This is a genomic window from Nitrincola salilacus, from assembly GCF_046271865.1.
Lineage (GTDB): Bacteria > Pseudomonadota > Gammaproteobacteria > Pseudomonadales > Balneatricaceae > Nitrincola > Nitrincola salilacus.
This window is the reverse complement of the sequence record NZ_CP176580.1, coordinates 1,626,090-1,650,716: the sequence shown is the minus strand read 5'-3', so window position 1 is coordinate 1,650,716 and position 24,627 is coordinate 1,626,090. Positions and strand designations below refer to the sequence as shown.

The 24,627-nt window shown below is 52.6% G+C and carries 22 protein-coding genes and 1 pseudogene; 16 read left to right on the top strand and 7 right to left on the bottom strand.

The features are described from left to right. Positions 1-594 (top strand): response regulator transcription factor, encoded by a 594-nt coding sequence (locus tag ACK3CJ_RS07775; RefSeq protein ID WP_409525866.1) that lies wholly within the window; start codon positions 1-3, stop codon positions 592-594. Positions 595-651: 57 nt separating this feature from the next. Continuing rightward, positions 652-993 (top strand): tryptophan synthase subunit beta like protein, encoded by a 342-nt coding sequence (locus tag ACK3CJ_RS07770; protein ID WP_409525865.1) that lies wholly within the window; start codon positions 652-654, stop codon positions 991-993. A 48-nt stretch (positions 994-1,041) separates the two neighbouring features. Here the strand turns inward: ACK3CJ_RS07770 and ACK3CJ_RS07765 are convergent, their stop codons facing one another. Together ACK3CJ_RS07765 and ACK3CJ_RS07760 are read right to left on the bottom strand one after the other, a co-directional pair. Beyond that, positions 1,042-2,949 carry an EAL domain-containing protein gene (locus ACK3CJ_RS07765; protein WP_409525864.1) on the bottom strand — a complete coding sequence of 636 codons (1,908 nt, stop codon included), beginning with the start codon at positions 2,947-2,949 and terminating at the stop codon, positions 1,042-1,044. 59 nt (positions 2,950-3,008) lie between these two features. Next, a complete protein-coding gene (locus ACK3CJ_RS07760; RefSeq protein WP_409525863.1) occupies positions 3,009-3,710 on the bottom strand; it encodes a transglutaminase-like cysteine peptidase in 702 nt (233 codons plus the stop codon). Between the two features lie 326 nt (positions 3,711-4,036). Between ACK3CJ_RS07760 and ACK3CJ_RS07755 the strand changes: the two genes are divergently transcribed. Then, the gene (locus tag ACK3CJ_RS07755) at positions 4,037-4,315 is read left to right on the top strand and encodes an ArsR/SmtB family transcription factor (RefSeq protein WP_151704454.1); all 279 of its coding nucleotides are present in this window, start codon (positions 4,037-4,039) and stop codon (positions 4,313-4,315) included. Between the two features lie 26 nt (positions 4,316-4,341). Here the strand turns inward: ACK3CJ_RS07755 and ACK3CJ_RS07750 are convergent, their stop codons facing one another. After that, positions 4,342-7,080, bottom strand: a complete 2,739-nt coding sequence (locus ACK3CJ_RS07750) for a GNAT family N-acetyltransferase (RefSeq protein ID WP_409525862.1) — start codon at positions 7,078-7,080, stop codon at positions 4,342-4,344. Positions 7,081-7,470: 390 nt separating this feature from the next. Between ACK3CJ_RS07750 and ACK3CJ_RS07745 the strand changes: the two genes are divergently transcribed. Next, entirely contained in the window at positions 7,471-7,665 is a 195-nt protein-coding gene (locus ACK3CJ_RS07745; RefSeq protein WP_409525861.1) for a PA3496 family putative envelope integrity protein, read from the top strand. A 132-nt stretch (positions 7,666-7,797) separates the two neighbouring features. Here the strand turns inward: ACK3CJ_RS07745 and ACK3CJ_RS07740 are convergent, their stop codons facing one another. The 4 genes and pseudogenes from ACK3CJ_RS07740 to ectA form a co-directional block, all read right to left on the bottom strand. After that, positions 7,798-9,228, bottom strand: a complete 1,431-nt coding sequence (locus ACK3CJ_RS07740; protein ID WP_409525860.1) for an aspartate kinase — start codon at positions 9,226-9,228, stop codon at positions 7,798-7,800. A 60-nt stretch (positions 9,229-9,288) separates the two neighbouring features. Next, entirely contained in the window at positions 9,289-9,675 is a 387-nt protein-coding gene (locus ACK3CJ_RS07735; RefSeq protein ID WP_409525859.1) for an ectoine synthase, read from the bottom strand. Positions 9,676-9,721: 46 nt separating this feature from the next. After that, a complete protein-coding gene (ectB, locus tag ACK3CJ_RS07730) occupies positions 9,722-10,996 on the bottom strand; it encodes a diaminobutyrate--2-oxoglutarate transaminase (protein WP_409526563.1) in 1,275 nt (424 codons plus the stop codon). Positions 10,997-11,116: 120 nt separating this feature from the next. Further along, positions 11,117-11,548, bottom strand: a pseudogene (gene ectA / locus ACK3CJ_RS07725) (diaminobutyrate acetyltransferase); the annotation flags it as partial. A gap of 259 nt (positions 11,549-11,807) precedes the next feature. Between ectA and ACK3CJ_RS07720 the strand changes: the two are divergent. The 12 genes from ACK3CJ_RS07720 (at position 11,808) to eutB (ending at position 24,614) form a co-directional block, all read left to right on the top strand. Further along, positions 11,808-12,323, top strand: coding sequence for a MarR family winged helix-turn-helix transcriptional regulator (locus ACK3CJ_RS07720; RefSeq protein WP_409525858.1), 516 nt, complete (start codon positions 11,808-11,810; stop codon positions 12,321-12,323). 176 nt (positions 12,324-12,499) lie between these two features. Next, positions 12,500-13,561 (top strand): histidinol-phosphate transaminase, encoded by a 1,062-nt coding sequence (gene hisC / locus ACK3CJ_RS07715; protein WP_409525857.1) that lies wholly within the window; start codon positions 12,500-12,502, stop codon positions 13,559-13,561. Between the two features lie 310 nt (positions 13,562-13,871). After that, the gene (dctP, locus tag ACK3CJ_RS07710) at positions 13,872-14,897 is read left to right on the top strand and encodes a TRAP transporter substrate-binding protein DctP (protein WP_409525856.1); all 1,026 of its coding nucleotides are present in this window, start codon (positions 13,872-13,874) and stop codon (positions 14,895-14,897) included. 87 nt (positions 14,898-14,984) lie between these two features. After that, on the top strand, positions 14,985-15,560 hold the full coding sequence (locus ACK3CJ_RS07705; protein WP_409525855.1) for a TRAP transporter small permease: 576 nt from the start codon (positions 14,985-14,987) through the stop codon (positions 15,558-15,560). Between the two features lie 31 nt (positions 15,561-15,591). Then, positions 15,592-16,875 (top strand): TRAP transporter large permease, encoded by a 1,284-nt coding sequence (locus ACK3CJ_RS07700; RefSeq protein WP_409525854.1) that lies wholly within the window; start codon positions 15,592-15,594, stop codon positions 16,873-16,875. Positions 16,876-16,885: 10 nt separating this feature from the next. Further along, a complete protein-coding gene (locus tag ACK3CJ_RS07695; RefSeq protein ID WP_409525853.1) occupies positions 16,886-17,326 on the top strand; it encodes a universal stress protein in 441 nt (146 codons plus the stop codon). 330 nt (positions 17,327-17,656) lie between these two features. After that, positions 17,657-18,844 carry an ectoine hydrolase DoeA gene (gene doeA, locus ACK3CJ_RS07690; protein ID WP_409525852.1) on the top strand — a complete coding sequence of 396 codons (1,188 nt, stop codon included), beginning with the start codon at positions 17,657-17,659 and terminating at the stop codon, positions 18,842-18,844. Between the two features lie 100 nt (positions 18,845-18,944). Beyond that, complete coding sequence (doeB, locus tag ACK3CJ_RS07685; protein ID WP_409525851.1) at positions 18,945-19,976, top strand: N(2)-acetyl-L-2,4-diaminobutanoate deacetylase DoeB; 1,032 nt, start codon at positions 18,945-18,947, stop codon at positions 19,974-19,976. A gap of 26 nt (positions 19,977-20,002) precedes the next feature. Beyond that, a complete protein-coding gene (locus tag ACK3CJ_RS07680) occupies positions 20,003-20,473 on the top strand; it encodes an Lrp/AsnC family transcriptional regulator (protein WP_409525850.1) in 471 nt (156 codons plus the stop codon). Positions 20,474-20,687: 214 nt separating this feature from the next. Then, complete coding sequence (locus ACK3CJ_RS07675; protein WP_409525849.1) at positions 20,688-22,154, top strand: NAD-dependent succinate-semialdehyde dehydrogenase; 1,467 nt, start codon at positions 20,688-20,690, stop codon at positions 22,152-22,154. 57 nt (positions 22,155-22,211) lie between these two features. Then, the gene (locus ACK3CJ_RS07670) at positions 22,212-23,615 is read left to right on the top strand and encodes an aspartate aminotransferase family protein (RefSeq protein ID WP_409525848.1); all 1,404 of its coding nucleotides are present in this window, start codon (positions 22,212-22,214) and stop codon (positions 23,613-23,615) included. Between the two features lie 15 nt (positions 23,616-23,630). Then, on the top strand, positions 23,631-24,614 hold the full coding sequence (gene eutB, locus ACK3CJ_RS07665) for a hydroxyectoine utilization dehydratase EutB (protein WP_409525847.1): 984 nt from the start codon (positions 23,631-23,633) through the stop codon (positions 24,612-24,614). Positions 24,615-24,627 lie beyond the last annotated feature (13 nt).

Sequence of the window (24,627 nt, the reverse complement as noted above, 5' to 3'; positions counted from 1 at the left end):
ATGAATCTGTTTATAACCGATAAGGGATTTGTAATTTCACGCTGGACTGAGGCCTTTCCTGATGCCCGAGTTCAGCTTGCCGCTGAAGCCGATCATCTGATTTCCTCACTGGACCGTGTCTGGATATTGACAGACACACCCAATTGGAAGGAACGGATAACTTTTTTTTCCGAAAAAGGGATCAAGGTGATTGCGCTCACTCGCGCAGAGGAGACGACCGAGTTACGCTCTGCACTTAATGCAGGTGCGCGCGCCTATCTGAACGCACTATCAAACCCTGCCATTCTGCAGCAGGCAGCACAAACGGTCGATAGCGGTGGGCTCTGGTTGCCATCTGAAATGATTAACAAGGTAATCAGAGTGATATCCGGTCTCCTGAGCGATCAGGAAAAGCCTTCGTGTGACCTGTCGGCACTGACAGATCGTGAGAAAGAAGTCGCCACTGCTGTGGTCAAGGGTGGCAGCAATAAGGAGATCGCTAACGAACTTGATATTACCGAGCGTACCGTCAAGGCACATCTGAGCTCCGTTTTTGAAAAGCTGGGTGTCAGAGACCGCATGCATCTGCTGCTGATCATGAAAGGGCGCGGCTGATCACGATCGCCTGAAGCTATCGCAGGCAGGTTCATTTCCTGAATGGGGAGAAAACAGATGTACATACGCCGAGATAACAGCGGTGCCATCATAGCAGTCAGCAGCATTCCGGCTATCGACTTTACTGAAGAGATTGCGAGTGACTCTGCTGAGCTGTTCAACTTTCTCAATCAGCACTCTCAGGCAATGCCGGAACAGCAGGCTCTGATCAAATCCGATACCGAACTCGTCCGAGTCGTAGAGGACTTGATAGAGCTATTGACTGACAAGGGTGTTATTCAGTTTACCGACCTGCCATCCGCCGCTCAGAAAAAGCTGATGACACGTCAATCATTGCGAAAAAGAGTCAATGGCCTCCAGCTTTTATCAGATGAAGATGATGAGCTGACACCACTGTAATAATTAATAACAGCAGTTAAAAAAGAGCCCTTTCGGGCTCTTGTCGTATCAGCCGATAATCGGCCCTGTCATGGCATCCACACCACAATCACGCAATGCTGCTATCTCCTGCTCGGTCTGAACCCCTTCGGCAATCACCAGCATACCGATCGAGTGAGCAACCGTTGCCAGTCCGCGTACAAAGTTCTGATTGCCCACATTATCAGGCAGATCACGAACAAACGCGCTGTCTACTTTGATATAGTCCAGCCCCAGGTCCTGCAACTCGCCAATCTCAGAGAATCCAGCACCCGCACGCTCCATACCGATTTTTACACCCAGAGGCTTGATCACCATACAGAAATCCCGGAAGGCTTCCAGGCTGTTCAATACTGATTTTTCCGGGAGTTCCAACCAGATCCTGTAGCACAGATCCGGCACCTCTTTGAGCTGCTCAACCAGTTGCCGCCGGAACCCGGCATCTGAAATCGCCTCTACAGAGAGGTTTACTGCGAGATGCTCTGATGCCCCACTCTTCAGTCTGTCTATTGCAGCAGCGGCCACCGCCAGATCGAGGCGAGGCATCAAGTTCAATCGCTTCGCCCAGGGGATGAAGTAACCGGCAGAGCGCAACTCACCATTCAGCTCAAGCCTCATCATTGCCTCATCATGTATCACCTCGCCGCCTGGCGATTTAACCGAAAAGGTATGGATGCGCACACCCAGCGTTTCCAAGGCATACTCCAGCGCTTCGCGCCACTTGTCAGCGCTCTGGAACTGCTCTTCGGTACCGGTTGTCTTGATAATTTCAGCGCAGGTATCTTCCCGTTGCTCAGCTATCGCCAATGCGTTATCACCTCGCATCAGCACCACACCACGTGATTCAGACTTGACATAGCAGCAGGCTGACAGAGGCAGATATACCTTATCCTCAGTCACACCTTCGGCCAGCCTTCTCAAGGCACTGACCAGCTCATCACTGATATTAACCAGATCATCATTGCCCGGTATCAATAAGGCAAAGTCACTACCATTCAATCGCCCACCAAAAGCATCTGCATGCTTCGCTGTCGCCTCTTTGATCAGATCTGCAATAGCGCACAGAAGTTGGTCGGTTTGCTTATAGCCCAGTGATTTATTGATCTCTGCCAGATGACTCAGCCTGACCATAAACAAAGATCCATGACCAGCAGCATCATCACGCGTTAACTGTGCATCCAGTAAGTTGAGGAAGTATTCACGATTTGGCAATTCCGTCACTGAATCATGCTGGTTCTTGAAGCGCATATCCTCCAGACGCCGGGCTTCAACATCCAGCATATGTCGTATCCGCTCAGAGAGTATATTCATGGCACGCACCACGCGCCCGAACTCCAGCGTACGTGGCTCATGGGAGGTGATAAAACGTCGTCCGCCAATCGCTTCAGCCTGCAAAACCACATCATCCAGCGGCCGCGTGATCATTTTCAGAATCAATGTACCCAACAGACCACAGCCAAACGCCACCACAAAGAACGAAAGCAAGAGCTCTTTGGTCGTTGTCCAGAGCGCCTCATGGGCAAAACGGGTATGACTTTCCAGACGCAGCACACCATACTGATTCCAGCCATCCTGAACCAGTGCCACACCGGTATCGACATTCAGCGGTGCTATGCGGATAAACCAGTCGGGCGCTGTATACTCACTCGCCCCCTCCTGCTGCTTACGCTGAATCACCTCGCCTTCCGGATCGACCAACTCGATGAACTGATAATGCCCAGTATCAAATTGAGCAGCCAGTAGCAACTCGATCGTTACCGGATCCTTTTCAAGCTGGGACAGTGTCAGCCCGAGAGAGTTGGCGTTGTCGATATTTTTCAGATGCAACTGCTCTTCAAAATACTGTCTAGCCGAAAAAATACTGATCGACAGGCTACTGAAGAACGCTATCGTCATTAGAATGATGACGGCAATCCATAATTGTTTGATAAGGGACATACTAGCTCTTCTCCCTGTTGAATAATCTGACCTCAGTCACCTGTTTCATATGCGTGTATTCACCAGACTAACCCTTCATTTTCAATTCGATCAAGCACACTACGCCAACGTGACAAACGGGCAGTGGGGCTCGCCACCGAGGTTGTCCCTCCGGGGGTCCACAAGCCGGCTGCATTAAAGCTGAAAACAGGTTGCAGGTCCGGACGGTCTCTGGCGGGCTGAATATCTCGCACCAGACTATCCAGAATCAAAGGCTCGGCATTTGGCTGAGGATAGTAACCCAGCACCATATGTGCCTGGGTGATCGTGCTACGGGAGCCACCGATACGTGCCTGAACATAGATCATCCTGAGGTTGGCATCACTGATTCCCAGCATCCGCAGACTGACATACTTGGCAATGGCATAATCTTCACAATCACCCAGCCCATGCCCCAGCGTCTCCAACGGTGAAGCCCAGTAGTCTTCCATGCCATACAGATTAATATCGAGCCGATAACGTACATACTGATGAAAGAACTGGCTGACCATCTGTACTTGCTCCAGTTCAGACCGCTCTACCGCCGCACGCAGCATCTGCTCCCAGGCACGCGAGACGACGACACGTTGAGCACCAAACTGACTATCCATCATACGATGAAAACGTTCAAAATCAGCCGTCAAACGCCCACTGGCGGTTCTCACCGACATAAGCGCAGGCATGCCAAGCATCAACCCGGCGCAAAATAGCCCTCGGGTTATCGCCCTTCGCCTGGCATTCATGTACATGCGTCCTGATGCGGGTTCATCTACTGTCTCATGAAAGATCTATTATCCAAGTCAGTCGGTAACGAAACTGAATCCTGACATTAGCTTATCAATAACATAGCAGCCCCCCCGCACCCTGTCACGGTACAAAGGGATAATTGACAAGTGATATCGCACCGAACATGTGCTATTTTTGCATACGCATTTCGATGCGTCATAATAATAAACAGCACTCCGCTTATAACCTGATAAATCAGGAGTTCAAATTGGCAGCCTTACACACAGAAACTCACCCAAGCAGCGCGCCGCTGCCTTCGCTTTCTCCGGAAAGTCTCGAACAGATGAAATCAAACGCAGCCAAAGCTGCAAAACTCATGAAAGCGCTCGGCAATGACAGCCGCCTGCTCATTCTGTGCAACCTGAATGACCGCGAAATGTCAGTCACTGAGTTGAATGGCAGGCTGGATCTCAGTCAATCGGCGCTGTCTCAGCATCTGGCGGTACTCAGGCGAGACGGCCTGGTCAAGACCCGTCGCGAATCTCAGACCATCTATTACTCACTCAACGGTGACAAAGCGATAAAGATCATCAACACCTTGCACGAGATGTTTTGCTCCTGAACTTGTTCTGGGGCTTATCAGCCTGCTCAGGACTGCTGAAGACGGTATATCTGCCAGTCTTCAGCAGGCTCATGTAAAGCCAACTTCATATCCACGACATCCTCTTCCATATTGTAACTGACGCTGAAGCCCAGTTTACGTGCCAGCGCCTGCATACTTTTGTTCGCTGGCAGGGTTGAGCCCAAGATCATCAGGGTTCCCTTGCTGCGGCAATACTCGATAACCTTCTCCATCAGCATAACCCCCAGCCCCTCTCCCTGAAGATCATCCCGGATAACGATGGAAAATTCACTGCGAATATTGTCAGGATCTGTGACGGCTCTTACCACACCCAGTGTTTCATTCCCCTGGCCATCCTGTCTGGGTCGCGTAACGATGAAGGCCATCTCCCTGTCATAATCTATCTGTGTCCAGTTGGCCAGCTCATGATGTGTCGGCACCCCGCGGCTGTAAAAATATCGTAGCCTGATAGATTGCGGCGAGAGGTGATTGTAAAACGCCAGATGTTCGGGCTCATCTTCACCACGAATCGCTCTAAGTATTGCCTTCTGGCCGGACTTTCTGAGCGTGACGGTTTCGGTAAGATATTCAGGATAGGGTGAGATGGCTGAGGATACCGGTTCACCTAGCGAGACGGTCATATCAACAGCTAACAGACCACTTTTGTTCAGCAACAGTGGATTTATCTCCAGGGCTTCTAACTGGGGCAATTCTACCGCCATCTGCCCCAGCGTCATCAATATCTCGCACAGATGATCGATATCGCGCTCCGGCTGATAACTGTTTTCGGTGACGATGCGATAAACGCGTGAGCGCATCACCAGTTGGCGCGCCAGCGCAGAATTCAGTGGTGGCAGCATCACCTGACGATCGGCTAACACATCCACCTGATAGCCACCAACTCCAAATACGATAAGAGGCCCGAAAACCGCATCACGGGTAATACCGATGTTGATCTGCAGTGATTGAAAGCCTCGCTTCATCTGCTGGACAACAAATCCATGCGTCTGCTCCGGTGGGTAGCGCTCACTGACCCGATAGGCAAGCTTGGTTACGGAGTGCTTCACCTCAGGAAGCGAATAGAGATCCAGCGCCAGATCCAGCCAGCGCTGATGACTCTTTTTATCATAACTGAACGGATAGATATTCCCCTGATGCAGTGCTTTAACCGCAATTGAACCTCCCAACTGGCGGGCCGACTCAACCACCTCCTCAATGGTGCGACAGTAGGACGTACGCGGAGTTGGAATGTCGTACAGCTCCAGCAGATCACAGCCCTCGGCATGTGTCAGATAATCTCTCGACTCCTCCGCGACACTCTCCAGTAACGCTTTGGCCCGTTGACGATTGGGCTGGTGATGCATCTGATAGGCCGTGGGAGTCTGGCGCATCGCTTCCTGGTTGCGGCGGTAGTCAACCATGTGCATGAAGGCATCCACGGCTTCTTCCGGCGTCAGAAACGTCATGATGCCCGCACCGTTGCACAGATTACGCGCGGCAATGGCAGAAGCTCTGCCCATCCAGCAGGAGAGAACATTGCGTGGTGTTTTGTGAGCGGTATCGATCACGGCCCTTGCCGTATCCAGACCCGGAGCCATATGTGTCGGGGCATGGATCGACAGCACAGCATCCACCCCCGGATCCTTGCACAGAAGTTGGATGGCAGCGGCGAATCGCTCAGCAGTGGCATCGGAATCAAGATCGACCGGGTTGCATCCATTCCAGTGTGCAGGCAACAACTCACTCAGTGCTGTGACTGTCTCGTCACTGAGCGTTGCCAGTACACCGTTTTTCTTCATCAACCGATCATTGGCCAGTGCATTCGGCCCCATCCCATTACAGACGATTGCCAGGCGCTCTCCACGCATCGGCTTCATACGATTCAGTGTTTCGAGGGCATTGAACAGCTGATCCGATGTTTCAACACGCACCGCCCCTGCACGCCTCAGCGCAGCATCATAAAGAATATCATCATCGGCAATACCATCTGCCAGCACCTTAACCATGCGGCCATCAGGTACTATCCCGGATTTCAAAACCAGTACCAGTTTGTTACGCGATGCAGCACGCAGTGCGGAGATGAAGTCTCTGGCCGAGCCCACCACACGATCCATCTGCAGCAGGATCGCATGTGTCATAGGATCAGAAGCCAGATAGTCAATAATGGAAGGAAGGTCTACGTCAACGCCCTCCCCCAGGGTCAAAAAGTGAGAGAAACCTATCTCCTGCCCATTCGCCCAATCGATGATGGCCGTACCGATAAGCCCCGACTGTCCAATATACGCCACCTTGCCCTTGCGGATATTAGTGTGGGCATAACTGGCATTCATATTTGAGCCCGGCACCAACATCCCCATGCAGTCCGGCCCCAGAATTCTGATACCATACGAGCGGGCAGCATCTCTGATCTCATCTTTCAGAGTCCTGCTCGACAGATCATCCACAATAGATAACCCGCCTGTGAGAATCATGGCTGCGCGCACCATATGTGCACCGAGTTTTCGGATGATTCCTGCTACTGTATCCGGTGGTGAGCAGATGATAGCGAGATCCGGAACCAGTGGGAGTTCGGCAACACCGGTGTAGCAGGTGACACCGTGCACCTGCTTTGCACCTTTGGGATTGACCACCATCAGCTTACCTTCGTAACCACCTTCGAGCAGATTTCGAAGCACCACACCACCCATGCTGTCACCACGCTCCGATGCGCCGAACACCACGATCGAAGTGGGCTTGAAAAAGCGTTTCAGGTATCTGGTTGACATTCGTCTGCTCCCGGCATGAGATGACGCCGTCATCCTGCTCGATAGGTTTATCGTGGTTACATTCTAGCTATTTCGCACCTGCAGCAAAAGTGATGATGTATTGAGGGCATCACGAATTCGGCATCTACCATCATCACGAAGTCGCAACCACTTCTTTAATAGCCATTTATAGTTAAAAAATTAAATTTCAATAAATTATTTTAATTTTGTGGATGACATCAAAGCTGCTTATATTCGCGCTTATCAGCCAGATCAATTTCAGGCGCAGAAAGAACAGAGCCACTGGAAGTGTAGTCTGATTTTTTTGCTATATTGAGGGTGAGTGGTCTGAGTGTATGAACCCGAGGCATTAACGCCAATATCAACACTTAATCTGTGAGAGCAGAACCGATGGGCACAAAGATTCGTGTCGATCAAGTCGCTGTCGATGAGATAGACGACTGGAACGAACAGTTTACCGAAGAGGAAGAGTTAGGCCGTAGCCGTTTGAAATACAATGGAAAAAGACGACGTGAAATTGAAGACCTGATGGAAGAACGCAGACTGATGCGCCAGATCCAGGATGTCTACGACGAACACGCCTGATACGGTTTAACCTGAGCAGTGATTGCTGACCCGATCAGTATCCATCACTGCGCCTCCAGATCGTACACTGAGGTATGACCGGAGTCATCCCGGCCATACCCTTCAGTATGGAGCAGATGTGTGATCTGCGCATCAAGCTGCGCAGATCACATCCCCATGTCCTTCCTGTTCAATCAGGGCATGATGCAGCGCCTTGACGGCACCTTCGTAATCATCCTGATCGATAACACACTGCATCTCGACCTGACGCATCGACTGATGCAATGCCTGAACACTGATCCCAGCCCCTGCCAGCGCATTGACTGTTCGAGCCAATATCCCGGACACTTTCAGATCAGAACCTATAGCGGAAACAATAGCCACCTTATGCAAGCTGACCTCAGCCGATGGATAATACTCACTGATCAAACGCAGTGCTCGATTAACCATCTTGCGCGACCCTGCAACATAATAGGTGATGCTGTTGGCATCCGAATCGCGGTTAACAACATAGAGTTTCAACTGATGCAGCAGGCGAGACAGCTCGATATCGTAGTTGCTGTCACCCAGCATCTCCTGATCGAATATTTCGATACCGAAGACATTACGACGACCCGCAATGATCTCGACACAGGGCTCTGCGCTGCGATAGTCCTGGCAGATCACTGTTCCATCGTGATCAGGCTCAAACGCATTTTTGATGCGCAACCTGATACCCTGCTGACGCAACCCCTTGGCCGCCTTGGGATGGATCGCTTCCATGCCCAGATTCGATAGCTGATCTGCGACATCGTAGTTGGTACGACCTATCGTGACAATCTTGTCCATATCAACCACCGCAGGGTCAGCGCTGCTAAGGTGATACTCTTTGTGTATCACTGCTTCAGTGGCATTGGTGACCGTTGCGATTTTGCTGAAGGTCATCTCACTGTAGCCGCGATCAAAGGTACGCATCAGCCCTTCGGCACAATGCGTGTACCCAGTCACTACCGGCAGCTCTGAGGTCAGATCCACATCTTCAAAGTGATTACGAATCATCTCATCAAATGGCAGGTGCTGCTCCTGATGCCAACCACTGAGATCGACCAGGCGCGCATTGACACCCGCACGCTTCAGCGCCAGCACGCTGTTGTAAGCACTGTGAGCCTCGCCCAGTGAGGCAAGCATCTCACGCACCTTCATCAGATGCTCATCCAGCTTGAAGTGACCATAGGAACAGAGTTTCTGCAGACTATCCATACAGGCTTCGGCATCATCAATGCGCTCAAGAATAAACCTGTCTGCCCTGGCGCGATCTGTCCCTTCAGCAAAGAGTTCGGCATTTTTTGCCAGCATGCTCTCTTTCACTTTGGTCAGCGATATACGCCAGGCGTGCTCACTCTCGGCATCTGCAAAGCTGGCATAGACGCCGGGTTTACCCGACTTTTTATGCTCCAGCAGTTGGTTGGTGATGCCGCCATAGGCAGACACCACAAAAATTCGGTTATAGAGATCGGCACCTTCACGGCCGCCGATCAGAATCGTATCCATCAGTTCCTGAAAGCGGCTCATGGATGTGCCGCCAATCTTTTCAACAGTATGCATTGGACTCCCTGTTCAGGTTAATCCCACGCTGAATGCGCTTTGTTTTGAGGTGTCCCCTGCTCAGTCACACAGGGGATAAACACCATTTTCATCATGAACCTCACGCCCGGTAACCGGCGGATTGAATACACAGGCCATGACCATATCTTCAGTGGTTGCTCTGAGCAGATGCTCATCGTGCTTATCCAGGATATACAGCGTACCCGGCTCTATCGGATAGATTTTGCCATCCGCGATGGTTTCGACCTCACCCTGGCCACTGACGCAGTAAACCGACTCAAGGTGATTCTGATACCAGATATGCGTTTCAGTGCCCTTGTAGATGGTCGTGATATGGAATGAAAATCCCATATTGTCATCCTTGAGCAGCATGCGTGTGCTTTCCCAGGTTTCGGTTACAACACGACGCTCAGTCTGCTGGCACTCTTTCAGAGTACGTACGATCATTGATGTTTTCCTTAATGTAATGAGTTAGGTAGTGTAAGTCAGCTGATCAAGACGCTTTACGATCCTGCTCTGACAGTGTTTCGGCAAACGCCTTATCCAGCACACGCAGACCAAATTCGATATGTTCGTCGCTGATTATAAGCGGAACCAGACACTTCACAACCTGTCCACGCGATCCACTGGTCTCGATAATCAGACCCAGCTCGAATGCACGACTGGTCACCTTATCGGCCAACTCACCGGATTCGCACTCAATACCACTCATCAGGCCGCGCCCCTTGAGCGTCATGCTTTTCTGCCCATGGCGACGGATCAACGCCTGGAGACCGTCACGCATCTTCTGCGCCTTGCGCTGCACCTCTTTGGCAAAAGTTTCATCAGCCCAGAAAGTTTCGAACGCTTTGGCCGCCGTCACAAACGCATGATTGTTGCCACGGAAGGTGCCGTTATGCTCACCGGGCTTCCAGATATCCAGCTCACTGCGGAAAAGGGTGACGGCAAAGGGCAACCCATAGCCACTGATTGATTTAGACAGCGTCACGATATCCGGCTTGATGCCCGACTCTTCAAAACTGAAGAACTGACCCGAACGGCCACAACCGGACTGTATATCATCCACTATCAGCAACATGTCATGTTTGCGACATACCTTTTCCAGGTTGCGTAGCCAGCTGCTGGACGCGGCATTCAAACCACCCTCGCCCTGAATTGTCTCAACGATAACCGCAGCAGGTTTATCAACGCCACCGCTTGGGTCACACAGCACGTTATCCAGATACTCAGTCGTGTCGACACCTTCGCCCAGGTAACCATCAAACGGCATGCGCGTAACGTCGTTAAGTGACGCACCCATACCGCCACGATGGTGCTGGTTACCGGTGCAAGCCAACGCGGCACCCGACACACCATGGAAGCCATTGGTAAAGGCGATGATATTGCTGCGGCCCTTAACCTTACGAGCCAGCTTGAGAGCGGCTTCTACCGCATTGGTGCCGGTCGGACCGGTGAACTGTACGCGGAAGTTTTCCATCCCACGCGGCTTCAGGATCAGGTTATGGAAGGTATCCAGAAAACGACCCTTGGCACTGGAGTACATATCCAGGCCATGTGTGATGCTGTCAGACGCAATATAGTCGATCAGTGCTTCTTTCAGCTCTGGGTGGTTGTGCCCGTAATTCAAGGTACCGGCACCGGCCAGGAAGTCGATGTACTCCTTACCATCCTCAGTAAAGAGAGATGCACCCTTAGCCTTATTGAAGACAACTGGAAAAGAGCGTGAGTAAGAGCGTACTTCTGATTCTACCTGTTCGAAAATATTCATCTGTGTTTCCTTTTTTAAATTCTGCTTCATGACGGGGCGGCTGGTGTGATGTTTCAGAATGAAGGGACCAGCGCGGTACAGCACCTCATCATCATGCTTATCTTCAAAGTGCTCACTGCTCGAAAACAGCACTTCTTCGCGAACCGGGGCGTAGAGCTCCTTGAACACACGGGCAAACAGCGCTTCCGAAGCGGTGTTGCCGGGTGAAATGGTCGTCTCTATATAACGCACACCAAAGTCAGCATTGGTTCGGTTGATCAACTCCGTCAGCATCCGCTTGGCCAGACTCTGACCGCGGCACGAAGGATCAACCGCCACCTGCCAGACAAACAGCGTCTTGTTGCGCGCAGGTGGAATGTAGCCGGAGATGAATCCGACCAGCTTTCCATCACTGTCCTCAGCCGCTATTGAGGTGTTGGCAAAGTCATAGCACTGCAGCAGGTTGCAGTAAGTTGAATTTGTATCAAGAGGCGGGCATCTCTCCACCAGCTCATTCAAAGACAGCCCGTCGGTTGGGAGGGGCTTCCGCAATGTGATTGTTTTGATATCCATAGCCTTTCATTTATTTAGTAATACTATGGGTTTTATTATAAAACATATCATCAGATGAAATTCAACCCATCAACCTATAGCCTAAAAGGCGCTTAAGTAGTGAAATAATTGATAAATACGGCCTGAAGTGCTACATATATATAGCATTGCGTTACAAAATATTTTTCTGGAGGTGGTCAAAATCAATTTGCATTATTTGAACAATCACGCTAAAAGTCGCCCTCCATTGAACGAAACACATCAAAGTCTGGCGAGTCTTATGCAAAAAAGTCACGAGGTCCTGGTACTTCTGCGACAGATTATTCGCGCAACCGATCTACACGATAAGCATCTGAGCCGGATGACCGGCCTGACCATGCCACAACTGATGCTGATGCAGACGCTGCGGTTGCATGGCCCTGTGACGGTTGGCGTACTTGCCAAAGAGATGAACCTGGCTCAGGCCACCGTCACCAGCATCCTTGATCGACTGGAGCGTAAACAGCTGGTCAGACGTGAGCGCAGCCAGGAAGACAAGCGCAAGGTGCACGTTGTACCGACAGATGAAGGGCAGGAGTTACTGAAATCGGCCCCTACCACCTTACAGGATATGTTTATTCGTCAGTTTGATGATATGCATGAGTGGGAGCAATCAATGGTTGTCGCATCCCTGGAGAGAGTGGCCCATATTCTGGGTGCACACCATATCGATGCCGCCCCGATGCTGGATATCGGTGCACTGGATCGTGGCGACGACAATCCTCTTCCGGAGTATCTGCACAACCAGTCATCCTGATTGCAGCAGCCATTTCGATCTTCAGCGCCCCCAAACCAGACGTGACACAGTACCGATCTTTCACCTTCTGTATTGTGTCCTGTGCATCCGGCCTTTGTTATGATGTGCCAAACTGATAATCAGCCCATCTATTTACACACCCATTAACACGCCCATTTATGCCGGTGATACTGACAATGAGTAAATTCTGGAGTCCTGCGATCCGCTCTCTGGTGCCCTATACACCGGGCGAACAGCCAAAAGTACAGAACCTGATCAAGCTCAACACCAATGAAAACCCCTACCCACCGTCTCCAGGGGTCGAACGTGTGCTGCGCGAATTTCAGGTAGAGCGCCTGCGCCTCTACCCTGATCCGGAATCCACAGCGCTGAAACAGACCGTTGCCAGGCGTTTTCAGATTAACGTGAGCCAGATATTTGCCGGTAACGGTTCCGATGAAGTTCTGGCCTTGGCATTCATGGCATTCTTCCGCCAGCCGCGCCCCCTGCTTTTTCCTGACATTACCTATAGTTTCTACGATGTTTACTGCAATTTACTGAATATAGAGCATGAAAAAATCAGGCTGCGAGATGATTTCAGCATCAACCTGAACGACTATCCGACTGAAAATGGGGGAGTGATTTTTGCCAACCCCAATGCACCAACCGGTATTCTGCTATCACTGGCAGAGATTGAAGCCTTCCTTCAGCGCAATACTGAAAGTGTCGTGATTGTCGATGAGGCTTATATAGATTTCGGTGGCGAAAGCGCTGCCGGTCTGATTGGTCGCTTCCCGAATCTGTTGGTGATTCAGACCCTGTCCAAATCAGGTTCACTCGCGGGCATGCGCGTCGGCTATGCAATGGGCCAGGAGGAGCTGATAGCAGGTCTTGAAAGAGTCAAAAACAGCTTTAACTCCTACCCGTTGGATATGCTGGCAACAGCAACGGCTGTTGCGGCGCTGGAAGATGATGACTATTTTCGCAACACCTGCAATAAGATCATCAACACTCGCGATACAACGCGGACTCAACTGGAGGCATTGGGCTTTCAAGTCCTGCCATCAGCTGCCAACTTCCTGTTTGCCACTCATCCGCAACAGGATGCAGCCGAGCTGATGGCTTACCTGCGCAACCTCGGCATTCTGGTCAGACACTTCAAAAAACCGGGCATCGACCAGTTCCTGCGCATCTCTATCGGTACCGATGACGAGATGCAAAAGCTACTGGAAGCCTTGGCAGCCCACCCGGGTCTGTAAGCGCAACAACCCGACAGGCAGGAGCTGCGCTGATCGCACACCTGCCTTCTTCCCCTCCATCACCGCCTCAAGCCCGCCCTAGCGATACAACTTGTCCTCCGCCTTTACCCGCTGCAGGCCCTGACATCATGCGGCAAACGCAGAAAAAACCTCATTTCACACCCTCTGAAACAGAAAAAATCGCAACTCACATCAAGCGTTACAGAAAAAAAGTCCTCCTGCGTCTCTGTATAGTTAATCAATGGTCTGGGTTTCAGGCATGTTTCTGAAGCGAATCACAACAGAGAAAAAGACGACGAGGGATTGAATCATGAGTAAGAAAACACTTCTAAGCACCGCACTGGCTGGCGTACTGATGGCCGGCATGGTGAGCTACAGCGTTGATACTGAAGCCGCAAACTGGCGCTATGCGCATGAGGAGTTTGAGGGCGATGTACAGGATGTATTCGCGCAGAAGTTCAAGGAATATGTTGAGGAAAACTCCTCAAACACGGTTCAGGTTTTCCGCTTTGGCGAACTGGGTGAGTCAGATGACATCATGGAGCAGACTCAGGCAGGCATACTGCAGTTCGTTAACCAGTCTCCCGGCTTTACCGGCGCCATCATTCCGGAAGCACAGATCTTTTTCATCCCCTACCTGCTACCAGTTGAAGATGCTCAGATCATAGAGTTTTTCCGCACCAGCAGCGCGATCAACGACATGTTCCCCGAACTCTACTCCGAGCAGGGTCTTGAGCTGCTGACCATGTACCCAGAAGGTGAGATGGTGGTCACAGCGGATACTCCCGTACGCACACCTGAAGAGTTCCGTGGCAAAAACATACGCACCATGACCAACCCACTGCTGACCGAAACCTATCGTGCCTTCGGCGCAACACCCACCCCGCTGCCGTGGGGTGAGGTCTATGGTGGCTTGCAGACCAACATCATTCAGGGCCAGGAAAACCCGATTTTCTGGATCGAATCCGGCGGTCTTTATGAGGTTTCTCCAAACCTGATTTTTACCGGCCATGGCCAGTTCACCACCGCCATGATGGCAAACAAACGCTTCTTCGACGGTCTTTCTGATGAGGACAAGCAACTGGTCCATGATGCGACTGCACACGCGTTTGACTACATCACAGAATATGTACCAGGGCTCAGCGAGCAGTCGCTGGAGAAAATTCTGGCAGCCAAACCTGATGTCACAGTCACACGTCTTACTGAAGAGGAGCGCCAGGCTTTCCGTGATCGTGCACCGCAGGTTGAGGAGCAGTTCATTGAGATGACAGGAGAGCGTGGTCAGGAGCTGCTTGAGCAGTTCAAAGCCGATCTTGAGGCGGTAACAGGAAGCTGAAGCCACACTGAAAGTGGCGGGCCAAAGTGTATCAGACACTTTGTGCCCGCTTGTGATTCAGAAACCCTGTGATAGTAGAGGTGCCGCATGACAGATGACTTAAATGATCAGGACGTATCCGGGCTACCGGGAATCCTGGGCAAGATCGACATTCTGATCAGTCGAGTAGAAGCGGTGATACTCGCCGTCGGTGTTCTATTGATGGCAGTGAATACAGTTGCCAACGTCGTCGGTCGATTTGCCTTCGGCGAGAGCCTGTTCTTTTCCGAAGAGGTGAACCGGATACTGATCGTCATGATCACGTTTGCCGGCATTGGTTACGCAGCCCGACATGGTCGCCATATCCGCATGTCTGCCCTCTACGATGCCCTGCCCGTCAAAGCCAGGCGTGTGCTGATGATAGTGATCGCATTTTTTACTGCCGGCGTGATGTTCCTGCTTTGCTATTTTTCGGTCGGATACATTCAGAGCACCTACAACACAGGCCGTTTGTTGCCCTCTTTGTCGATTCCGATCTACCTGATGTACCTATGGGTTCCGATCGGTTTTGCCGTGACAGGGATTCAGTACTTCATGACAGGCATCAAGAATATCAGTTCAGAGGATGTATACCTGTCGACCCATGTTGTCGATGGTTACGCCGATACTGAAACTGAAGTTTGATCCAGCAAGCCAAGGGTGAGGGATAATAATAATGATTACGATAATGCTGGGCACCATGATCCTTCTGTTGCTACTGGGATTCCCGATGATGATCCCGCTCGTGACAGCTGCATTGATCGGCTTCTACATGATGTTCGATGGTTTCGGCCAGATGAACACCCTGATTCAACAACTGATGGGTGGCATCCGACCCGCCGCCCTGATCGCCGTTCCAATGTTTATTCTCGCAGCCGATATCATGACCCGCGGTCAGTCAGCTAACCGGCTGGTTAATATGGTGATGGCCTTCATTGGCCATATCAAAGGCGGCCTGGCAGTCAGTACAGCCGCATCCTGCACCCTGTTTGGTGCAGTTTCCGGTTCCACTCAGGCCACTGTGGTTGCGGTGGGTTCCCCTTTGCGGCCGCGCATGCTCAAGGCTGGCTATAAGGACTCTTTCACACTGGCGCTGATTATCAATTCCAGTGATATCGCTTTCCTGATTCCACCCAGCATCGGCATGATCATCTATGGTGTCATCTCCGGCACGTCGATAGGTGAGCTCTTTATTGCTGGGATAGGTCCCGGCCTGCTGATTCTGCTGCTGTTCTCCATCTATTGTATCGCCTATGCCATCATCCACGATGTGCCAACCGAGCCGAAAACCGGCTGGATGGATCGTCTCAAGGCGGTTCAGGAAGCCCTCTGGCCACTGGGATTCCCGGTAATCATCGTCGGTGGTATCTATGGTGGTGTATTCAGTCCTACCGAAGCCGCAGCTGCTTGCGTACTCTACGCTGTGATTCTGGAGTTCATCGTATTCCGATCACTGAAGGCGATGGATATCTACAAGATTGCCAAATCCACTGGCTTGATCACTGCCGTGGTCTTTATTCTGGTGGCGGTCGGAAACGGTTTCTCCTGGATCATCTCATTTGCTCAGATACCCCAGGCCCTGCTGGGTACCTTTGGTATCAACGAAGCAGGACCTACCGGTGTGCTGATCGCTATTGCAATCGCTTTCTTCATCGCCTGCATGTTTGTCGATCCGATTGTGGTCATTCTGGTTCTGACTCCGATTTTTGCACCCGCCATCTCCTCAACCGGGCTGGATCCGGTACTGGTCGGCATTCTGATCACGCTGATGGTGGCGATAGGCTCCGCGACGCCGCCCTTCGGGTGTGACATATTCACGGCAATTGCGATCTTCAAGCGCCCTTACTGGGAGGTGATCAGAGGCACTCCACCCTTTGTCTTCATGCTGGTGTTGTCAGCTGCATTGATCATCATCTTCCCGCAAATCTCGCTGTTCCTGAGGGATCTGGCGTTCCGCTGAGGAGAGTATCATGTTTAAACGTATTCTGGTTCCGGTCGACGGCTCTGAAGGCGCACTGGCTGCGCTGGACAAGGCCGTTCAACTGCAACAGCTGACATCAGCCGAAATCTTGCTGCTCTGTGTGTATAAGCATCACAGCCTGTTCGAGGCCTCGATGTCGATGGTGCGCCCCGAAGATCTGCATTTTCCTGACGCGGCACTTAAGGAGTTTGCCACAGATGTAGCAGAACACGCCAAGCGCTATGCCATTGAGCGTGGCGCAGAACCGGTCAGGGCCTTCGTCAAGGGAGGAAGGCCCTCTAAAACGATTGTCAAATTTGCCAAGTCCAGAGATGTTGACCTCATTGTAATGGGCTCTCGTGGCACCAATGGCGATGTGGAGGGGTACTTTTTGGGAAGCGTATCACAACGGGTGGCCAGCACCGCAAAATGCCCTACACTGGTGGTATAGCTCTTGAGGATGGACGCCAGTAATAACATGGAGCGTATGGATCTGATCGAAACCGATATGCATGTCGAGTTTCATGCAGCAACTACCGCTAAGCGGCGTGTATATCAGTTTTGCTTGATGTAAAACAGGTAACCGACTGACTTTTTCAGCCAGGAAAAGCCAGCCGGTTACCGCAGGTCTGCGGCTACATTCGCCAGCCGCTACCTGGTTTCAAAAACGTGCTTACTGGACATCCCCCTCCTTCAGGTGGTATTGGTGGCCCATCAGCACAAAGATGTTTCTTTCATCAACCCGTCCTGCTGATCGCAGGCTTTAGAAGAATCAGACTATATGCATGAGATTTACCTGTCATTCAGTCTCGAAGAGTATTCCGAGCGTCTGGCCAAGGTTCGCACCGCCATGGCAGAGCAGGAGATCGATACTCTCATCGTTCATGACCCTGCCAATATGGCGTGGCTGACCGGCTATGATGGCTGGTCATTCTACACGCCGCAGTGTGTCGTTATTGCCCAGACGGGCAACCCACTGTGGTATGGGCGCGGTATCGATGCCAACGGTGCGCGCCGCACGGTTTACATGCCGGAAGAGGATATCACCTCCTACCCGGACAAGTATGTGATGAACCCGCCCTTTCATTCGCTGGATTATCTGTGTGAAGAGGTCTTGCCATCACGTGGCTGGAACAAGGGCGTGTTCGGTGTCGAGATGGATAACTACTATTTCAGCGCCAAGGCCTATGGTGCACTGGTGCGCGGTCTGCCAGATGCCACGCTGATTGATGCGACAGGTCTGGTGAACTGGTGTCGCACCATCAAGTCGCCTCAGGAGATCGCCTATATGAATGTGGCGGCCCGTATAGTAGAAAACATGCATCGAAGTATCTTCGAGATGATCGAACCGGGCATGCCGAAGAATATTCTCGTCGGTGAAATCTATCGTGTCGGCTGTATGGGCCATGATGGCCATAACGGCGACTACCCTTCCATCGTCCCCATGTTGCCATCCGGCAAGGATGCATCGGCACCGCATCTGACCTGGGACAACAAGCCTTTCGTGAAGGGCGAAGGCACCTTCTTTGAGATTGCAGGCTGCCACAAGCGCTACCACTGCCCTCTTGCACGCACTGTTTTTCTGGGCGATCCGCCAATTGAGTTCAGACGTGCCGAAGAGGCGATCAATCTGGGGCTGGAAGCCGGACTTGCTGCTGCCAAACCCGGCAATGTCTGCGGTGATATCACGCGCGCACTGAATGAGACCCTGATGCGTTTCGGTTTTGATCGTGGCGATGCACGCTGCGGCTATCCTATAGGTCTGAGCTACCCCCCCGACTGGGGCGAGCGCACCATGAGCTTGCGCTGCAGTGACGATACTGAACTGAAACCGGGTATGACCTTCCATTTCATGCCCGGCCTGTGGATGGATGACTGGGGGATCGAAACGACAGAAAGCATTCTGATCACCGAAAATGGTGCGGAAACCTTCTGCAGCTACCCACGCCAGTTGTTTGTAAAAGCCTGAGATCCCGGACCCCAGAACCTGTTTATCAATGTGCATGGCCGAGCGCTGCAGATCGTAAACAGGTTCTCAGGTTCTGCCTGTAAATGGAATATGACACTCTATGAATCACAGCACACCAGCCAGAGAGGCAACCTTGCGCGATACAACCATTACCCCCACTGTCGACTTTGATCGTGAAGGCACTCAGTATGGCTTTCTGAAGCTGCCCTACTCCAGCGACCAGTCGGCCTGGGGCTGCATCATGATTCCTGTCACCGTACTGAAAAACGGTGACGGGCCCACAGCTCTGCTGACTGGTGGCAATCATGGCGATGAATATGAAGGGATCACCGCGCTGCTGAAACTGACGCAGACATTGAAAGCCGAGGACATTCAGGGGCGCGTGATTATCGTGCCCGCAATGAACTATCCGGCAGTCTGCAGCGGCACCCGCACCTCCCCGATCGACAAGGGCAATATGAACCGCGCTTTCCCCGGCGATCCTCAGGGCAGCATCACGGAGCGCATAGCCGATTATTTCCAGCGTTACCTGATCCCTCAGTGCGACTACGCGCTGGATATTCATTCTGGTGGTAAAACGCTCGATTTCATCCCCTTCTCCGCCGCTCACCGCCTGCCCGACAAGAAGCAGGAAGCGCTTTGTATTGAAGGTGCCCGCTGTTTCGGTACCCCTGCCACGATGATCATGTTCGAGCTGGATGCCGACTCGCTTTACGATACTGCCGTGGAATCTCAGGGTAAGGTGTTTGTCACCACTGAGCTCAGGGGTGGAGGCACCACGACACCCGATTCGATGCGTCTGGCAGATACCGGGGTCAGTAATTTCCTGAAGTTCGCAGGGATTCTGCCGGGCAAACCGGTGCTGCCGGATGCACCCGTGATGCAACTGGATATGCCGGATGCCAGCTGCTATGTGATCAGCACGCATAAAGGCATACTGGAACTCACCCGAAATCTGGGCGACACTGTTATCAAGGGCGATCTGATTGCACGTATCCATCCACTGGAGCGTACGGGTACTGAACCGGCCGAATATCATGCTCAGCGCAGCGGAATTCTGGCGGCACGTCGCTACCCCGCGCTTGCCGACATGGGTGATACGCTGGCGGTTATCGCCGATCTAATTCCTTGATTTCGTTCTGATTAACAGGATACTCAATGCGTCTGGACAACTACGACCTTAAAATTCTGCGCATCCTTCAGCAGAACGGTCGCATTACGAAAAGTGGCCTGGCAGAGGCAATTAATCTGTCGGTCACACCCTGCTGGGAGCGGGTCAAGCGGCTTGAAGATTCCGGTATCATTCTCGGCTACAGCGCCCGAATCAATACCGAAATTCTGTTCAAGCAATCAACTGTTCTGGTTGAGATCAGCCTCAAAAAGCACAACCTGGAAGCGTTCAAGCGCTTTGAGTCCACCATGCAGGAGTGCCCGCTGGTCACCGAGTGTTACGCGACGGGTGGCGGAATAGACTATCTGCTCAAGGTGGTGGCGATGGACATCGATCAGTATCAGCGATTGATCGATGAGTGGCTGCAGGCTGATATCGGTATTGAGCGCTATTTCACGCTGATTGTCACCAAAATGATCAAGCATGCCCCACCACAACTGGAGCCGGATGACTCTTAGCTCTTTATGACTGTAGCAGATGGCTTTTGATGGCTGATGGCTCTTAATGGCTGATGGCTCCTGCCAAGGGCAGCATCAGCGCCAGAAAAAACACACTGCCAGCCTGTCGTAAACAGAAAAAACACCACGCCCCTGCACGGGTAACAGAAAACTTTCATCAAGCCCTTTCTGTAAAGTAGACACATCAGTAGTCAACGAAGAGAGGGCCTACGCCATGCATTTTTTACAGGATCCGCGCTTATTGCGCCAGTTGGCCTATATCAATGGTAAATGGGTGGCCAGCAGCAATGGACACGACACATCTGTCTCCAATCCGGCTGATGATTCATTTATCGGCCGGATTCCAGACCTGCAACCGGAACAGATCAGCGCTGCCATCGAACAAGCCGATAAGGCCATGATCGGCTGGCGTGCAATGTCTGCTGACGCCCGCGCTGTCAAACTGATGAACTGGCATGAGCAGATCTTGCAAAATCGTGAAGATCTGGCACTTCTGATCACCCTTGAACAGGGCAAGACACTCAGGGATGCCCGGGGCGAGATCGACTATGGTGCCTCATTCATTCGCTGGTTTGCCGAAGAGGGTCGTCGTGCCTATGGCGAAACCATGCCCAGCCATATACCCAATGCACAGCTGAGCACGGTGCGTGAACCCATCGGCGTCGCCGCACTGATCACGCCCTGGAACTTCCCTAACGCGATGATCACACGCAAGGCTGCGGCAGCACTCGCTGTAGGCTGCACGGTACTGGTCAAACCCGCCAGCGAAACGCCCTTCTCGGCACTCGCGCTTGCGGAACTGGCCGACAGAGCAGGCTTACCGGCAGGTGTCTTCAATGTGATCACCGGTGATCCAGCAATGATTTCAGCGATCCTGTGTAAGCATGAAACAGTCAAGGCGATATCCTTCACCGGCTCCACACGCGTCGGCCGCCTCCTGCTGGAGCAGGCCGCCAGCACGGTCAAGAAGTGCTCGATGGAGCTGGGCGGCAACGCTCCCTTCATTGCACTGCCGGATATGGACCCGGACGAGGCAGCCAAAGCAGCCGTGGATGCCAAGTTTCAAACCAGCGGTCAGGACTGCCTGGCAGCCAATCGCATCTTTATTCACCGCGACAGCTATGATGCATTTCTCGAAGCTTTTGCCCGTCGCATGGCACAACTGAAAACCGGCAATGGCCAGGACCCCGACACAGACCTCGGGCCACTGATCAACCAGCAGGCGGTCGACAAGGCGGCATCATTGGTTGATGATGCCATGAGCAAGGGTGCACGTCTGGTTGCAGGTGATCAGTTCGACGCACCGGGTCGTCACTACTTCATGCCGACCCTGCTGGCCGATATCACACCGCAGATGCGCGTGTTCCGGGAGGAAAATTTCTGCCCGGTGGCTGGCGTCATGCCTTATGATGATCTGGAACAGGTCGTTACCCTGGCCAATGATACCGAATATGGCCTGGCTGCCTACATCTATGGCAATGATATCCGCCAGATCTGGGGATTGATGCAGCAACTCGAATTCGGCATGGTCAGCGTTAACTCAGTGAAGATGACTGGGCCGCCGATCCCCTTTGGCGGGATCAAGCAGTCCGGACTCGGACGCGAAGGTTCACGACACGGGCTGGATGAGTTCAGCCAGATCAAATACTACTGCCTGGGCAATCTGGCCGCGGGTTTTTAAGCACACTTTATTCAGAACAGCAGTCGCCAGTGTTTGGCGGCAGACGAGGACAACATCATGATAGATACCAAGAAACTGATCGAGATCGATCGCCAGAATGTGTTCCATGCTTCCACTCACCTGAAGCAGCATGCACATGGAGAAAGCCCTGCACGCATCATCACCGGTGCCAAAGGCATCTATATTCATGACTCCGAAGGCGTGGAACTGCTCGATGGTTTTGCCGGTCTGTATTGCGTCAATATCGGCTATGGCCGCGACGAAATGGCAGAAGCTATCTATGAGCAAGCAAAACAGCTGGCCTATTACCACACCTATGTTGGCCACACCAACGAAGCACTGGTGAAGCTCTCCGAGCGGATCATCAAGCTCGCCGGTCAGGGTATGAGCAAGGTGTACTACGGTATGTCCGGATCGGATGCCAACGAAACCCAGCTCAAACTGGTGTGGTACTACAACAACATTCTGGGCCGTAAAGAGAAGAAAAAGGTGATCTCACGAGATCGCGGCTACCATGGCTCCAGCATCGCTGCCGGCTCGCTGACCGGTCTGCCGGTCTTCCATGCGCACTTTGATCTGCCGCTGGATCGCATCAAGCACACCGTTGCGCCCAGCTACTATCGCCGCCCGGACGACAGCATGAGCGAAGAGGATTTCTCACGCTACTGTGCCGATGAGCTGGAAAAGATGATTCTGGCCGAAGGCCCGGATACTGTCGCGGCCTTCATTGGTGAACCGGTACTGGGTACCGGCGGTATTGTTCCACCACCCGCCGGCTACTGGGCCGAGATCCGTAAGGTGCTAGACAAATATGACATTCTGCTGATCGCTGATGAGGTGGTATGTGGTTTCGGCCGTATCGGTGTTGATTTTGGCTCACAGTATTATGAGATGAAGCCCGACCTGATCACCGTAGCCAAGGGTCTGACATCCGCTTACCAGCCACTGTCTGGCGTGATTGTGGGTGACAAGGTCTGGCAGGTGCTGGAAACCGGTACTGATAAATTCGGTGCCATCGGCCATGGCTACACCTATTCCGGTCACCCGATGGGTGCTGCGGCGGGTCTTGCCAACCTGGATATCATCGAACGCGAAAACCTGACCGCCAATGCACGTGATACCGGTGCCTACCTGCAACAGCGCATGCAGGGCACCTTTGCAGACCATCCACTGGTGGGTGAAGTACGCGGCATCGGCCTGCTGGCGGCACTGGAGTTCTCCAGCAACCGCAGCAAGCGTGAGCATTTTGATCCGAACCTCAAGATCGGCCCTCAGATCTCCGCGGCCTGCTTGCAGGAAGGATTGATTGCCCGTGCCATGCCACATGGTGACATCCTCGGCTTTGCACCACCACTGATTATTACCCGTGATCAGGTGGATGATGTTGTGGCCCGTGCCGAACGTGCCGTGAACAAGGTCATGGATCAACTGGTCACCAGCGGCAGCTGGCAGCCGAAGTAAATTGGAGTCGCAAGGATGCACAGTGTCACCCTTCGCGATATCTACCTGGCTCGGCACCTGTTGCAGGGCCAGGTTACCCGCACGCCACTGATCCATTCCGAAGCGCTGTCACGGCGCTTCGGTTGCGATGCCTGGCTGAAGCTCGAAAACCTCCAGCCTATCGGAGCCTTCAAACTGCGCGGCGCCAGTTATGCGATCAGCAGGCTGACACCCGAGCAGGCTGCAAAGGGTGTCGTCACCTGCTCCACAGGCAATCATGGTCGGGCCATCGCTTACGCGGGTCAACGGCTCGGTATACGCACGATCATCTGCATGTCCAACCTTGTACCAGATAACAAGGTACGTGCCATTGAGGCACTGGGCGCCGAGGTACGTATCATCGGGAACTCACAGGATGAAGCCGAAACCGAAGCGTTGCGGCTGGTTGCTGAAGAGTCCATGACCTACCTGCCCCCCTTCGATCACCCGGATATTATTGCTGGCCAGGGCACGATCGCGCTGGAGATTCTGGAAGATCTGCCGCAGGTCGAGATGATCTTTGCTGGCCTGTCCGGTGGAGGGCTGCTCAGCGGGATCGGACTGACTGCCAAAGGTATTAACCCGGATATCCGCATTATCGGTGCCACCATGGACAAGGGTGCGGCTATGATCGCAAGTCTGGAAGCCGGCCATCCGGTTCAGGTCACCGAGTATGAAACCCTTGCCGATAGCCTTGGCGGGGGAATAGGTCTTGAAAACCGATACACCTTCGCTCTGGTGCAAGAGGTAGTGGACCAGTACTGGAAGGTATCTGAAGAAGCGATTGCCCGTGCCATGCTGAACTTTCTTGAAGAGGAAAAAATGCTGGTTGAAGGCGCTGCGGTTGCCGCTATTGCGGCCATTGAGGAGCATCGGATCGATGTTCGCGGCAAGCAGATCGTGCTGGTGATCAGCGGACAGAATGTCGCACTCGACACCTTTGATCAGGCGAGGCAGCTCGCCACACACTCTCACTCCTGATTTCGTAGGGCTT